The sequence below is a fragment of the Kitasatospora sp. NPDC057936 genome, assembly GCF_042887525.1.
GTDB lineage: Bacteria > Actinomycetota > Actinomycetes > Streptomycetales > Streptomycetaceae > Kitasatospora.
Genome location: NZ_JBHVPD010000047.1, coordinates 44147 through 57171, shown reverse-complemented (window position 1 = coordinate 57171; position 13025 = coordinate 44147). Strand labels below are relative to the sequence as shown.

Below are 13025 nucleotides of genomic sequence, written 5' to 3'. Positions count from 1 at the left end.
CACCGATGGCGACGACGATGTACGCGGCCATGGTCAGCTCCTCACTGCGGTGGTGGCGGGCCGGGCGGCGAGCGGGCGCCGCGCGTCGGCCGGGTCGAGCGGGGTGTACGGGGAGACGAAGACCATCTCGGGGTCCTGCGTCCTGTCGTATCCGGTGGCGCGGGCCAGCGCGAACTGGAAGCCGCGGACGTCCGCCGCGTCGCCGCGCTCGTGGATGGTGGCGCGCAGGTACTCGGTGAGGGTCCGGTAGGCCGAGGTGCGGGTGACGACGGCGAAGCCCTTGTCGATGACGTGCAGGATCTCGCTGCAGATGTCGAAGACGGCCTTCTCCGGGCGCCGGGTGGGGAACCAGGCGATCTGCCAGGGCTTGCGGCCCTCGATCACGTCGAGGCCCTCCCACGGGGAGGTGGTGCCGTCGGCGCCGAGGGTGCGGTACAGGAAGTGGTAGTCGTGCATGGCCGGGGTGGGCGCGAAGAACCGCCAGTTCGGCAGCAGCGAGAAGGTGTCCTTGAGCTGGAGCCGGTTGAACGCGGGGTGCGGGTGCTGGGTGGCGAGGGTGCCGAGCAGCATCGCGGCCCCGGCGATCCGCCAGGCGGCGCCCTTGCCCTTGAATACGGCGCTGCCCTTGAATACGGCGCTGCCCTTGAACACGGCGCTGCCCTTGGACATGGCGCTGCCCGTGAACACGCTGCGCACGTCGGGACGGGGGGTCACGTGGCGGCCTCCTGGTCGGCAGGGTCCGCGGGGGCAGCGGACCGGGCGTCCGCGACGCGGTCGAGGAACGCGGTGATGAGGTCGGCCGCCCGGTGCGCGAAGCGGCTCTGGGTGAGCAGGGTGTCGTGCCCGGCGCCCTCGACGACCGTCACCTCGGTGTGCGCGCCGCCCACGTGGGCCTCGGCCAGCTCCCGGTGCATCAGCAGCTGGTCGGGGTCGCGGTCGACGGTCTGCTGCGCCGAGACGACCAGCGCGTGCGCGCCCTCGACGGGCTCCAGCGGGCCGCAGAAGGCGCGGAACTCGGCCTCCACGGCGTCCCATTCGCGCCGCCCGGCCTCCCACATCCGCGCGTCGGCGTACTGCGCGAACGCCTTCTTGCGGTACGCGGCCGGCAGCCCCTCGACCCACTCGGGGCGGGCCATCAGGACGCCGGTGCCGAGGCGCAGGTACCAGGCCATCCGGGTGAGCGAGGTGCGCAGCTGCCCGGCTGACTCGCTCTGCTGCCTGGAGCGGTTGAGCTCGTCGGGGTGCGAGGAGTCGAGGTAGACGACGCCGTGCAGGCGCCCGCCGAGCTGCGCGGCGGCGCGGCGGGCGAGCTCGCCGCCGAGCGAGTGGCCGACCAGGACCACCTTCCGGTCCGGCTCGACCGCGAGGCGGACGAGGTCGACGAGGTCGTCGACGGACTCGGCCAGCCGGAAGCGCGCGGCGCAGCGGTGGCGGCTGCCGGCGTACCCGGCGCGGGCGTAGGTGACGACGCCGTAGCCGGTCTCCTTCGCGAGGCGCTCGGTGATCCAGGCGAAGTGCTCACTGGTGGAGACCATGCCGGCGGCGAACACCAGGACGGGCTCCTCGGCGCGTCCGTGCGCGAGCACCTCGTACTGCAGCTCGTTGCCGTGGCGGGTGGTCAGCACGCGGGAGGTGTGCCAGCCCTCGGTGGTGCGCAGGCGGCGCTGGACGGCGGTGCCGACGGCGATCGCGCCCGCGCCGGCGAGCAGCAGGAGTGCGGCGGGCAGTGCCCGGTCGTCGCGTCCGGCGACGGCGGGGTGGTCCTTCGGGGTGGAGGTGTAGGCCACCATCGGGTGCATCGCGGTGAACGCGGTGCCGAACCGGCCGAGGCCCATGAAGTACCCGTTGGCCAGGTGGAACGCGGCGGCGCTCGCGATGACCGGCCGGGCGAGACGGCCCTTGCAGGCGTAGGCGAGCGGGAACAGGCACTCCAGCGCGAGCACGCCGTGGGTGAGGTACCGGGCGGCCTTCGGGTGCTCCTGGGTCCAGCGGTACATGCCCTCGTGGCCGTACGTGCGGGTGCGCATGACGCCGCCGAGCGCGGAGGCGTCGCGCCAGGGCTCGCCGAGCAGCTTGACCCAGCCGGAGACGAGGTACGAGAGGTTGGCCTGGAGCGCGACGTACCAGAGCAGCGCGTCCTTGGCCTGCGGGGACCGTACGAGCCGGGCCGCCCCGGTGGCGGTCTGCACGAGGATCGCGACCTGGTCGGAGCCGTCGGTGCCGTAGCGGTGGCGCGGGTAGAGCAGCGCGGACGTGGAACCGAGGAAGAGGCTCCCGGCGCCCCGCCAACGGGAGTTGCCGGGCAGCAGCATGCCGGTGGCGACGGCGGCGCGCGCGACGTGCAGCGCGGTGGTGGTCCGCGGGCCGCTCACGGCGTTCAGCAGCCGCCGCACCAGCGGGGTGGATTCGGCCTGGACGTCCTTGACGATGGCCCAGTCGTTGAGCCCGCCCCGGCGGATCTGCCGCCGCTGCGCGAGGTACTCCAGGGAGGAGGTCAGCGTGGTGGCGGCGGCCAGCCGTTCGGACAGGCCGAGGGCGCGGTCCCGGCTCACCGCGGCCGGGGCGAACACCGCCGAGGCGATCTTCCGGGTGTTCCTGGCGAATTGCACGCGTGGCACGTATTTCACGTGGTCCCTTTCACGGCGCCCCGGCGGTCGGGGGCGCTAGGCTGGCCGTGGGCCTGCCGGGCCAGAACGCACCTCTGGCCCGGCAGGCGTCGTGGAGCATCCGCCCCGGTCAGGGGGCGGTCGTCATCAGCCCTGGCGGCCGAGTTCGAACGCGCCGATCACGGCGGAGGAAATCGCCACGCCGCCGAGAAAAGCACCGGGAGTCGCCAGAACCGGGCTGGCCTCCGGGAAGATGACACCCTCCTCGGGGATTTCCATCGCGTTCACGGCCTCGATGACGTCGTTCATTTTCGCGTCCTTTCGAAAGATGGCTGGGCGGAGCGGGGGAAAGGGGGGCCGGTCAGCCGACCGCGCGGCCGAGCGCGTAGGCGCCGCCGACCAGGGTCGCACCGCCGACGAAGGCGCCGACGGCCTTGGCCCCGCCGATGGCGGCCAGCGCGGCGGCCGGCGTCGCGAGGACGGGCAGCGCGTCGCCGTGGGTGTCGGCGGCCTCGATGGTGCCGAGGTCCAGGCCGTTGACGTGGGAAACGATGTCGTTCATGGCATTCCTCTCCCTGGAAGGGATTTCCGGTGGATGATCAGCCGTTCCGCGCTCGGGGCGGCGGAACGGCGCCGAACCGCCATGCCGTGAATTCCCCCCGGAGCCGCCAACGGGCGGTCGTTCCGAGACGAACACGTGGTGGCGTGGAAGGATGAAAACATCGCTCCGGAACATCGGGTATGACCTGCGTCACACTCGATTTCGGACGGTGACTTTCCCTTGACTGGCGGATGTCACGACGCGCCATGACATCCGTCATGCGAACCCATGACAGTTCTCATCCCGGCAAAGTCGAGTCGCCTGCGAACATGTTGCGCATGGCGAATGACGGCAATTCAAACGTGATCGAGGTCACAGACCTCTGGCGCCGCTACGGCCCGCCGGGCCCCGGCGGTTTCGACGCCGTGCGGGGCATCGGCTTCACCGTCGGCCCGGGCGAGCTGTACGCGCTGCTCGGCACCAACGGCGCCGGCAAGACCTCGGCGGTCGAGCTCCTCGAAGGCCTCGCCCGGCCCACCCGGGGCACCGTCACCCTCTTCGGCCGGTTCGACCCCGTCCGCGACCGCAAGCGGGTGCGCCCGCGCACCGGCGTGATGCTCCAACGCGGCGGGCTCCCCACCGATCTGACGGTCGCCGAGACCGTCCGCATGTGGGCCTCCTGCACCACCGACCCGCGCCCGGCCGCCGAGGCCGTCGCCCTCGTGGGCCTGGCCGCGCGCACCGACGTCGCCGTCAAGAACCTCTCCGGCGGTGAAGTCCGGCGCCTGGACCTCGCGTTGGCCACCCTCGGCCGGCCCGACCTGCTCTTCCTCGACGAACCCACCACCGGCATGGACCCGGAGGGCCGCCACGACACCTGGCGGATCATCCGGCGGCTGCGCGCCGAGGGCACCACGATCGTGCTCACCACGCACTACCTCGAAGAGGCCGAGCAACTCGCCGACCGGCTGGCCGTCATGCACGCCGGCCGGATCGCCGCGACCGGCACGATCGCCGAGATCGTCGCCGAGCACCCCGCCACCCTCGCCTTCCGCCTGCCCGCCGGCCTGACCCCCGCCGACCTGCCGCACCCCGCCGACCTGCGGGCCGCCGTCGCCACCGGCCCGGCCGGCCGCGTCGAGCTCACCACCGACGACCTCCAGCACACCACCACCGAAGTGCTGCTCTGGGCCCGCGCCAAGGGCGTCACGCTCAACCAACTCTACGCCCGCTCGGCCTCGTTGGAGGAGGCCTTCCTGCGGATCGCCCGGGGCGGTACGGACCGCACGGAAACGGAGCGGGCCGCGTGAACCGCACCCACCTCGCCGCGCTCTCCCGGGTCGAGCTGACCCTCTTCCTGCGCAGCAAGAGCAACCTCTTCAACGTCCTCGTCATCCCGGTGCTCATCGTCATGGGCACCACGACGGTCATGCGGCAGTTCGACCTCAAGGGCGCCGGCCTCGCCATGGGCCACGTGATGGTCTCCACCACCGCCGGGATCGTCCTGATCATGGCCCTGTACGCACCGCTGATCGGTGTCTACGTCCTGCGGCGCGAGGAGTACGTCCTCAAGCGGCAGCGCACCGGCGAGATCGGCGACCTCGTCATCCTCGCGAGCCCGGCCGTCCCGATGGCGATCGCCGCCGTCCTGCAGTTCACCGCGATCGCCGCCGCCGTCGCCCTCATCGCGGGCCTCGGCGCCCCGGCCGCCCCGCACCTCGTCGCCGTCGGCGTCCTGCTCGGCACCGTGCTGATCGCCGCCGCCGCCGCGCTCAGCACCGCCTTCGCCCGCACCGCGGAGAGCGCCCAGGGCGTCAGCACCGTCGGCTTCATGCTGCTGCTCGTCACCTCCGGCACCGTCATCCCGCTGGAGGTGCTGCCCGGGCCGTTCGCGGACGTCCTGCGCTTCTTCCCGCTCACCCCCGTGATCGAACTGGTCCGCTCCGGCTGGACCGGCGAGGGCGCCGGGATGGTTGACTCGGTGGTCAGGGGCGCGACGCTGCTGGCCTGGACGGCGCTCGCCGCCTGGGGCGCGCTGCGCCGCTTCCGGTGGGAGCCGCGCGCCTGAACCCGCGACGGGCACTCGACGGGCACTCGACGGGCCGGAAGGAAAGGAGACGAACGGAGGATGACCGACGTGCCGACGACCACGCACTACCGCACCGACGTCGCGAAGGCGACCGTCCAGACGCGGTGGATGCTGTGCTCGATGCCGTGGCTGCTGCTCGCCGCACTGCTGTGGCCGCTGCTCGCCAGGCTCAACGAGGCGGGGGCGCCGGCCGTCGTCGGGTGGGGCATCGCGACCCTCACCGCGGTGCAGGGCATCGGCGCCACCACGGCGATCGCGCACAGCGTCGGGCGGACGGCCCGGCCCAGGGCGCTGCTCGGCGCGATGGCCGCCGTGACGGTGCTCGAACTCGGCCTGTTGCCGTACGCGTACGGCACCGGGCACCTCGACGGCACGCGCGTCCTGGTCATCGCCGCCATCGCGATCGCGATCCCGCCGGCCTTCGCGCTCTCTCCGCTGCTCGGCCAGGCCCGCTACCTCGCCGTGGCGCTGGTCGGCTCGGTCGCGACGGCCGGCGTCGTCTGGTCCTTCGACCGGGCCGCCGGCCCGGCCGTCCTGGCGTTCACCGTCGCGACCTGGACGGTCATCGGCGGGTTGATGCGCTCCTCGCTGTGGTTCCTCGCCGTGCTGTGGCAGCTCGACGCGGCCCGCGAGACCCAGGCCCGGCTCATGGTGGCCGAGGAGCGGCTGCGCTTCGCCCGGGACCTCCACGACATCATCGGGCGCAACCTCTCGGTGATCGCCCTCAAGTCCGAGCTCGTCCAGCGGCTCACCGAGCACCCGAAGGCGCAGGCCGAGCTGACGGAGGTGCAGAAGCTCACCCGCAGCCTGCACCAGGAGATCCGCGAGGTGGTCAAGGGCTACCGCACCACAGACCTGGCCACCGAACTGGAGGGAGCGCGCTCGGTGCTGGAGGCGGCGGGCATCACCTGCCGGATCGAGCGCGACGGCGCCCCCGAGCTCGGCCAGGACGCGCAGACCGCGCTCGGCTGGGTCGTCCGCGAGGGCATCACCAACGTCCTGCACCACTCCCACGCCCGCACCTGCACCATCGCGCTCGCCGGCGCCGCCGATGGCGCCGCCGAACTGACCATCACCAACGACGGCGGCGGCCACCGCCCGGCCTCGGGCGGCGGCAGCGGCCTGGCCGGCCTCGCCGAGCGGCTCGCCCCGCTCGGCGGCTCCCTGGACCACGGACCGGGCGCCGACCGCACCTACCGCCTGCGGGTACTCCTCCCGCCGACCGAGACCCCGACTGAACCGCCGACCGAAGCGCCGACCGATCGAGGCCACCGATGATCCGCGTCCTGCTCGCCGACGACGAACACCTCATCCGCGGCGCGTTCGCCGCCCTGCTCGCCTTCGAGGACGACATCGAGATCGTCGCCGAGGCCTCCACCGGCCCGGAGGCCACCGCCATGGCCCTGCACCACCGGCCCGACGTCGCCGTCCTGGACCTCCAGATGCCCGAGCGCGACGGCGTCACGGTGGCCCGCGAGCTCGCCCAGGCCCTGCCGGACTGCCGGACGATGATCGTCACCAGCCACGGCCTCCCGGGCCACCTCAAGCGCGCCCTCGCCTGCGGCGTCACCGGGTTCGTCTCCAAGACCGTCTCCGCCCAGGAGCTCGCGAGCATCATCCGCACCGTCCACGGCGGCCACCGCTACATCGACCCGATCCTCGCCGCGGACGCCATCAGCGCGGGCGCCTCGCCGCTGAGCGCCCGCGAGGCCGACATCCTGTCCCTCGCCGCCGACGGCGCCCCCGTCCTGGAGATCGCCGAGCGCGCCGCCCTCGCCCCGGGCACCGTCCGCAACTACCTCTCCTCCGTCACCACCAAGCTCGGCGTGGAGAACCGCCACGCGGCCGCCCAGCTCGCCCGCCAGCGCGGCTGGATCTGATCGCGCCGAGCCGGGGGCGGAGCGGCGGAGGCTGCGGCGTTTACCGATCGTCAACAACCTTTTCCTACGGTGGGTCCACGGGGGCCGCCGGCCGGCGGTGCCCCGGCACGCTTCCGACCGAGGGGGATTCCACTGTCCAGGATCATCACCGCCGCCGTACCGGCGCACGGCCACGTCGGCCCGCTGCTCGCCATCTCCGCCGACCTCGCCGCCCGCGGCCACGAGGTGGTGTTCCTCGGCGGCGGCCGGTTCGCGGGGGCGGCGGAGCGGGCCGGGGTGCGCTTCGTGGCGCTGCCCGCCGAGGCGGACTTCGACGACCGGGACCTCGACGCCCGCTTCCCGGGGCGCTCCGAGCTGCCGGCCGGGCCCGCGCGGATCGCGTTCGACGTCAAGCACGTCTTCACCGACCCCGTCCCGGCGCAGTACCGCGCGCTGGAGGAGCTGCTGGCCGGCTTCCCGGCGGACGCGGTGGTGGTGGACGCGTTCTTCCAGGGCGCGCTCGCGCTGGCGCTGAGCCGGCCCCGGTCGCAGCGGCCCGCCGTGGTGGGCGTCGGGGTGGCCCCGCCGATGTTCCAGAGCGTCGACACCGCGCCGTTCGGCCTCGCCCTGCCGCCCCTGCCGGGGGAGGAGGGCCGGGCGCGCAACCGGGCGATGTACGAGGAGGTGAACCGGCGCGGCGAACCGCTCCAGCGGTACGCGGAGCAGGTGTTCGCGGGCCTCGGGATCACCCTGCCGGACGGGCCGCGCGCCAACGCCCTCGTGACGGTGCCGGACCACTTCCTCCAGCTCACCGTGCCCGGCTTCGAGTACCCGCGCAGCGACGCCCCGGAGACCTTCCGGATGATCGGCGCGCTGCCGCCGGCCGGCGGCGCCGATCACCGCCTGCCCGCCTGGTGGCGGGAACTGGACGGCACCCGCCCGGTGGTCGTGGTCACCCAGGGCACGCTCGCCAACGGCGACCTCACCGAGCTCGTCGCGCCCACCGTGACCGCCCTGGCGGACCGCGACGTGCTGGTGGTCGCCGCCACCGCGCGCCCCGACGGCCCGGCCGCGCTCACCGAACTCCTGGGCGCACTGCCCGGCAACGTCCGGGCCGCTGGCTACGTGCCCTTCGACCTGCTGTTGCCGCACGCCGACGTGCTGGTGAGCAACGGAGGCTACGGCGGCGTCCACACCGCGCTGCGCTACGGCGTGCCGCTGGTGGTCGGCGGCGCGAGCGAGGACAAGCCCGAGGTGGCGGCCCGGGTGCAGTGGTCGGGCGCGGGGCTCGACCTGCGCACCGGGCGGCCGGAGGCCGCGGACGTCGCGAAGGCCGTCGACGAGGTGCTGGCCGACGGCCGGTTCCGCGAGCGGGCCCGCGCGCTGGCCGCGGAGCTCGCGGAGTACCGGCCGTTCGACGCCGTCGCCGAGCTGGTGGAGTCGCTGGGCTGAGCCGGACCGGGCGTCAGCGGCGGGACGGGCGGCGGCTCACTGGTCGTCGCCGTCCGCGTCCGGTCCGGCGGCCGGCGCGCCGCCCTTGCCGATGCCGAGCTTGGCCTCGGCGGTGGTCCAGTCGGCGGCGATGGCCTGCTGGACGGCGGCGAGGGTGGCCTGGCCCTTGCAGAGCGCGGTGTGCAGGTGCGTCTCGACGGTGTCCTTGGGGTTGTTCGGACCCTTGCCCGGGACGTGGTCGGGGGACGGCGGCTGGACCCACAGGTTGCGCGGGTCGTTCGGGTCGCCGCCGAGCTGCAGGCTGATCAGGTGGTCGTACTCGGCGTCGCCCATCGGGCCGGTGTAGCCGTAGGACTTGGCGTTCTCGGCCTTCTCCTTGCCGGTGATGTTCGCCGGCGGGCGGATCCCCGAGGTGTAGCCGCCCGGCTTGCAGACGGTGTCGTTGAGGTTGGCCTGGGTGACCGCCGGGCTGGTCGCGCCCGGGGTGCAGTTCGGGTCCGGCAGCGGCTGCTTGTCCGCGGTGTAGTGGTACTTGCAGGTGCCGGCGGCGGGCTGGGCCTGCACGTCGTACGAGGGCTTGGGGCCGACGCCGACCGGGATCGCGTGCGCGGCGGCCGCGTCGCCGGCCGCCGGGGCCGAGCCCTTGGCGGCCGCGCTGGTGGGGGCGGGCTTGGCGGTGTGTCCGGTGTTGGACGAGCAGCCTGCGGCCGCGGCGAGCAGGACGGCCGCGGCTATGGCCAGGGCACCGCGAGCGGGAGCCGGCACGAGTTCCTCCAGATGGGTGTGCGTGAGCTGCGGGCCGGCGGGCCGCCGGATACCGCGCCAGCGGACACTACCGTGTCAAAGGGGCCAAAGGGGTGACGCCACGTCGGGCGCGGGAGGCCGTGGCCCGGCGTGCGGAATCGTTCCGCCGCGCCCGCCGTCTCGCGTGCCGTCCCGGATGCCGGTCGCGTGCTGTTCCGGGGGCCCGTCAGGGGACTGACGTCGGGCGGAGTAACCGAAGGGCGGGGCCCGTCGAGCATGCGTAGCTTCGTCACCGAACGACTGCTCACCGGCGTTCCCCGCTCTGATCCCCGATCTGACCCCCGCTCTGATCCCTCTCCGACCCCCCGACCGGAGTCACCCCATGCGGATCCCCGCCCTCCTCGCGGCAGCCGCCCTGCTGCCGCTCTCCCTCACCGCCGCGCAGGCCGCCCAGGCCGCCGCCGGCCCGGCCCACCGCTCGACGTACGCCAAGGACCTGAGCGTCCAGGTCAGCCCGCCGTCCTTCCCGACCGTGCCCGGCGCCGTCGGGACGATCCTGGTGACGGTCTGCAACAACGGCTCCGAGACGCCGGCCGACGGGGCGACCCTGGTGGTCAACGGCCCCGCCGATCCGTCGATGCGCCTGACCACCGATCACGCGGGCCCGGTGGACGGCGGCTGGAACTGGATCCGCTTCACCGTCGCCAAGGGGCTGGCACCGGCCACCTGCGAGACGGAGAAGCTCTACGGCGAGACCATCAGCACCACCCCCGGCCCGAGGACCTACCCCGGGGGCACCGCCGTGGTCACCTGGGACGCCGACCAGAACCCGAACGACAGCTCGACCACCTGGTCCTGGGACACCTCCGCGCCCGTCACCGACGCGGTGCTGGAGATGTGGCGGCCCCCGAAGCCCGCCGCGCCCGGCAACCCGGCCGACTTCGAGGTGCTGGAGCGCAACCTCGGCCCTTCCACCGACTACCCGTGGCGCGGCCGGCTCACCGCCAAGCTCCTGCCCGGCTCCGAGTGGCTCGACAGCGCGCCGAGTGCCAACAAGTGCGCGATCTCGGCCGACGGCACCACGGCCACCTGCGACGACATCGTCGGCAACACGTGGTCCCAGTACAACCGCGGCTTCGCGCTCCGGGTCGACCCGGCCGCGAGCCCGGGCACGAGCATCGCCGCGACGCTCACCTACGAGGCCCCGGCCAACCCGGACCCGCACACCTTCGTCCTGACGGTGCTCATCCCGGTGTGCTGAGTCGCGCGCTGAGTCGCTCGCCGAGCCCGGTGGGCCCGGTGGGCCGAACACACGGGTGGGGCCGGTCCCGTACCGGCCGCCCCCACCCTCCGCGGCCCGGGTGTCAGTGCGCCGCGATCCAGTCCGTGATCAGCTCGTCCAGCACGCCCAACGGCAGGCTGCCGTGCCCGATCACCTCGTGGTGGAACTCCTTCACGTCGAAGCGCGGGCCGAGCGCCGCCCGGGCCCGCCCCCGGTGCCGGACGATCTCCCGGCGGCCGATCAGGTAGGCCGTGGCCTGACCGGGCCAGGCGATGTACCGGTCGATCTCGTTGCGGACGTTGGCCTCCGTCGTGGCCGTGTTGTCCCGCATGTAGGCGATCGCCCGCTCCCGCGACCAGCCGAAGTGGTGCAGCCCGGTGTCCACCACGAGCCGCACGGCCCGCAGCGCGTCCAGCGATAGCATGCCGAAGCGGGAGAGCTCCGAGCTGTACAGCCCCATCTCGTCCGCCAGCCGCTCGGTGTACAGCCCCCAGCCCTCGACGTGCGCGGTCAGCTGCCCGGTCGGCTTCTGGCGGAACTCCGGCAGGTGGTGCAGCGTCTGGGCGACGGCGATCTGCAGGTGGTGGCCCGGCACGCTCTCGTGGAAGGCGATCGCCTCGTACTCGTACCGGAAACGGGTGTGCGGGCGCAGCGTGTTGATCCAGTGGGTGCCGGGCAGGCCGCCCGGGCCCGGCGGCTGGTAGTAGGCGAGCGGCGCGGTCTCCGCCTCGATCGGGTCGATCTCGCGGGTCACGCAGTCGGCGATCGGGTAGGCGCGGAAGTACCCGGCGGACGCGAGGCGGGCCCGCTCCAGCGCGTCGTCGGCGAGGGCGACGATCTCCGCCGCGCCGGCGAACCGCAGGGCCGGGTCCTCGCGCAGCGCGGCCAGCACGCGGTCGGTGCCGACGACGCCGAGCACCGTGGCGCCCAGCTCGGCGAACTCCTCGCGCAGCGCCGCCACCGCGTCCAGGCCGATCCGGTGGATCTCCTCCGGGGTGAGCCCGGGCCGGGTGTAGCGGCCGACGGCGTCCGCGTAGCCCTCGGTGCCGCCGGGCACGTGGCACACGCCGGCCTCGGTGTCCGGCCGGGCCCCGGCCGCGAGCCGCTGGGCCAGGCCCGCCCGGTAGCGGGCCACCGCGGGCCGCACGCCGTCGCGCACGATCGTCTCGGCGCGCAGCGCCTCGCGGCGGCCGTGCAGCGGGCGCAGCAGCTGGTCGTCGGCGAGACTCCCGGCGAGGTAGCCGTCGAGCTGGGCGATCGCGGCGTCGACGCCGCTGCGCAGCGGGCGGCGGCCCTCGACGGCGGCGTCGAGGTAGCGCTGGAGGCAGGCGTCGAAGTAGCCGGGCAGTCCGGCCAGGCGCTCCAGGTAGGAGTCGGCGCCCTCCTGGTCGACGGCGGTCATGACGAGGGACTGGAAGGCCTCGTTCTGGGGCGCCGCGATGGTCGCCGAGATGCTGAAGTCGGCGAGTCCGTGGGTGATCCGGCCGGTGCCGTTGTCGATCAGGCGGGCGAGGACGCGGTGCGTGATGCGGTCCTCGCCGTCGAGGGCGTCGAGGGGCACCGCGGCGAGCCGCGTCCCGAGGCCCTGCAGCACCGCGCGGTGTTCCAGGGCGGCCTCCCGGGACGGGTCCGGCACCTCGTGGGCGTGGCCCGCGACCCCGCTGAGCGTGGCGCCGAACGGGTCGTGCGCGTTCTCGGCGGCGAAGTACTCCTCGGCGAGCGCGGCGAGTTCGGCCTGGTGAGTCTGCTCGTTCATGAGAGGTGCCTATGACGAAACCTCAGGGGTCCGCAACCCCTGGGACGGCATTGGCCGTTGCGGGTTCATGAAGCCGGTTCGCGTTCATGCAGCCGGTTCGCGCGCCGGTCCGCGTGCCGTTTGCGCAGCTCGTCCGGGATGTGACGATGCCGGCCCCGTCGCTCTCGGGCGACGGGGCCGGCATCGGTTCTTCGGGGGCGGGGAGCGTCAGGCCTTCGCGGCCTTCGCGGCCTTCGCGGCCTTCGCAGCCTTGGCGGCGGCCTCCGCGGCCTCCTTCTCGTGCTTCGCCTTGATCCGGGCGGTCTCCTTGCGGACGTCCACCTGGTTGGCACGCTCGTGCTGGAGCCAGAGGGGGTTCTCGGCCTTGAGGGCGTCGATCTGCTCGGTGGTGAGCGCCTCGGTCACCCCGCCGCGGGCCAGGCCCGCGATGGAGACGCCGAGCTTGGCGGCGACCACCGGGCGCGGGTGCGGGCCGTTCTGGCGCAGCTCCTGGAGCCACTGCGGCGGGTTCGCCTGGAGGGCGGTGAGCTCCTCGCGGGAGACCGGGCCGTCCTGGAAGCTCGCCGGGGCGGCGTCGAGGTAGATCCCCAGCTTCTTGGCCGCCGTGGCCGGCTTCATGGTCTGGCTGGTCTTCTGCTTGAGCGATGTCATGAGGACAAGGGTAAGGGAGCGCGCGGGCACTTCCGGTCACGGTCG

13 protein-coding genes are annotated in these 13025 nt (G+C 73.8%); 6 read left to right on the top strand and 7 right to left on the bottom strand.

All coding sequences use genetic code 11. From position 1 onward, the window contains the following. Positions 1–33: 33 nt before the first annotated feature. The 4 genes from ACFVU9_RS24035 to ACFVU9_RS24020 all read right to left on the bottom strand — a co-directional run bounded on the left by ACFVU9_RS24035 (position 34) and on the right by ACFVU9_RS24020 (position 3168). Positions 34–714 (bottom strand): hypothetical protein, encoded by a 681-nt coding sequence (locus tag ACFVU9_RS24035; protein WP_387596433.1) that lies wholly within the window; start codon positions 712–714, stop codon positions 34–36. Then, on the bottom strand, positions 711–2609 hold the full coding sequence (locus ACFVU9_RS24030; protein ID WP_387596430.1) for an alpha/beta fold hydrolase: 1899 nt from the start codon (positions 2607–2609) through the stop codon (positions 711–713). Before ACFVU9_RS24030 ends, ACFVU9_RS24035 begins: the two co-directional genes overlap by 4 nt. Before the next feature lie 144 nt (positions 2610–2753). Beyond that, entirely contained in the window at positions 2754–2915 is a 162-nt protein-coding gene (locus ACFVU9_RS24025; protein ID WP_380446544.1) for a hypothetical protein, read from the bottom strand. Between the two features lie 52 nt (positions 2916–2967). Then, positions 2968–3168: a hypothetical protein gene (locus tag ACFVU9_RS24020; protein WP_359959463.1), complete on the bottom strand. Its 201-nt coding sequence runs from the start codon at positions 3166–3168 to the stop codon at positions 2968–2970. 317 nt (positions 3169–3485) lie between these two features. On the opposite strand from ACFVU9_RS24020, the gene ACFVU9_RS24015 reads away from it, so the two are divergent. The 5 genes from ACFVU9_RS24015 (at position 3486) to ACFVU9_RS23995 (ending at position 8547) form a co-directional block, all read left to right on the top strand. Further along, a complete protein-coding gene (locus ACFVU9_RS24015; protein ID WP_387596427.1) occupies positions 3486–4457 on the top strand; it encodes an ABC transporter ATP-binding protein in 972 nt (323 codons plus the stop codon). Beyond that, the gene (locus ACFVU9_RS24010; protein WP_380499021.1) at positions 4454–5215 is read left to right on the top strand and encodes an ABC transporter permease; all 762 of its coding nucleotides are present in this window, start codon (positions 4454–4456) and stop codon (positions 5213–5215) included. Before ACFVU9_RS24015 ends, ACFVU9_RS24010 begins: the two co-directional genes overlap by 4 nt. A gap of 60 nt (positions 5216–5275) precedes the next feature. Next, a complete protein-coding gene (locus ACFVU9_RS24005) occupies positions 5276–6514 on the top strand; it encodes a sensor histidine kinase (protein WP_387596424.1) in 1239 nt (412 codons plus the stop codon). Beyond that, on the top strand, positions 6511–7116 hold the full coding sequence (locus tag ACFVU9_RS24000; RefSeq protein WP_380446555.1) for a response regulator: 606 nt from the start codon (positions 6511–6513) through the stop codon (positions 7114–7116). The genes ACFVU9_RS24005 and ACFVU9_RS24000 overlap by 4 nt, the downstream gene beginning before the upstream one ends. Before the next feature lie 69 nt (positions 7117–7185). Then, a complete protein-coding gene (locus ACFVU9_RS23995) occupies positions 7186–8547 on the top strand; it encodes a glycosyltransferase (RefSeq protein WP_387596421.1) in 1362 nt (453 codons plus the stop codon). 36 nt (positions 8548–8583) lie between these two features. Here ACFVU9_RS23995 and ACFVU9_RS23990 read toward each other — a convergent pair whose 3' ends face one another. Beyond that, the gene (locus ACFVU9_RS23990) at positions 8584–9312 is read right to left on the bottom strand and encodes a hypothetical protein (RefSeq protein WP_380446560.1); all 729 of its coding nucleotides are present in this window, start codon (positions 9310–9312) and stop codon (positions 8584–8586) included. Positions 9313–9673: 361 nt separating this feature from the next. Between ACFVU9_RS23990 and ACFVU9_RS23985 the strand changes: the two genes are divergently transcribed. Next, entirely contained in the window at positions 9674–10552 is an 879-nt protein-coding gene (locus ACFVU9_RS23985; RefSeq protein ID WP_387596418.1) for a hypothetical protein, read from the top strand. Positions 10553–10655: 103 nt separating this feature from the next. Here the strand turns inward: ACFVU9_RS23985 and ACFVU9_RS23980 are convergent, their stop codons facing one another. Next, on the bottom strand, positions 10656–12329 hold the full coding sequence (locus ACFVU9_RS23980) for a DUF885 domain-containing protein (RefSeq protein WP_387596415.1): 1674 nt from the start codon (positions 12327–12329) through the stop codon (positions 10656–10658). A gap of 207 nt (positions 12330–12536) precedes the next feature. After that, a complete protein-coding gene (locus ACFVU9_RS23975) occupies positions 12537–12980 on the bottom strand; it encodes a DUF5997 family protein (protein ID WP_387596412.1) in 444 nt (147 codons plus the stop codon). Positions 12981–13025: the final 45 nt, after the last annotated feature.

What these genes read in the sequence shown, in the direction of transcription:
- ACFVU9_RS23980 (WP_387596415.1), bottom strand. Translation starts at nt 12,329, where the DNA reads ATGAACGAGCAGACTCACCAGGCCGAACTCGCCGCGCTCGCCGAGGAG.
- ACFVU9_RS24025 (WP_380446544.1), bottom strand. Translation starts at nt 2,915, where the DNA reads ATGAACGACGTCATCGAGGCCGTGAACGCGATGGAAATCCCCGAGGAG.
- ACFVU9_RS24015 (WP_387596427.1), top strand. Translation starts at nt 3,486, where the DNA reads ATGGCGAATGACGGCAATTCAAACGTGATCGAGGTCACAGACCTCTGG.
- ACFVU9_RS23975 (WP_387596412.1), bottom strand. Translation starts at nt 12,980, where the DNA reads ATGACATCGCTCAAGCAGAAGACCAGCCAGACCATGAAGCCGGCCACG.
- ACFVU9_RS23985 (WP_387596418.1), top strand. Translation starts at nt 9,674, where the DNA reads ATGCGGATCCCCGCCCTCCTCGCGGCAGCCGCCCTGCTGCCGCTCTCC.
- ACFVU9_RS24000 (WP_380446555.1), top strand. Translation starts at nt 6,511, where the DNA reads ATGATCCGCGTCCTGCTCGCCGACGACGAACACCTCATCCGCGGCGCG.
- ACFVU9_RS24020 (WP_359959463.1), bottom strand. Translation starts at nt 3,168, where the DNA reads ATGAACGACATCGTTTCCCACGTCAACGGCCTGGACCTCGGCACCATC.
- ACFVU9_RS24005 (WP_387596424.1), top strand. Translation starts at nt 5,276, where the DNA reads ATGACCGACGTGCCGACGACCACGCACTACCGCACCGACGTCGCGAAG.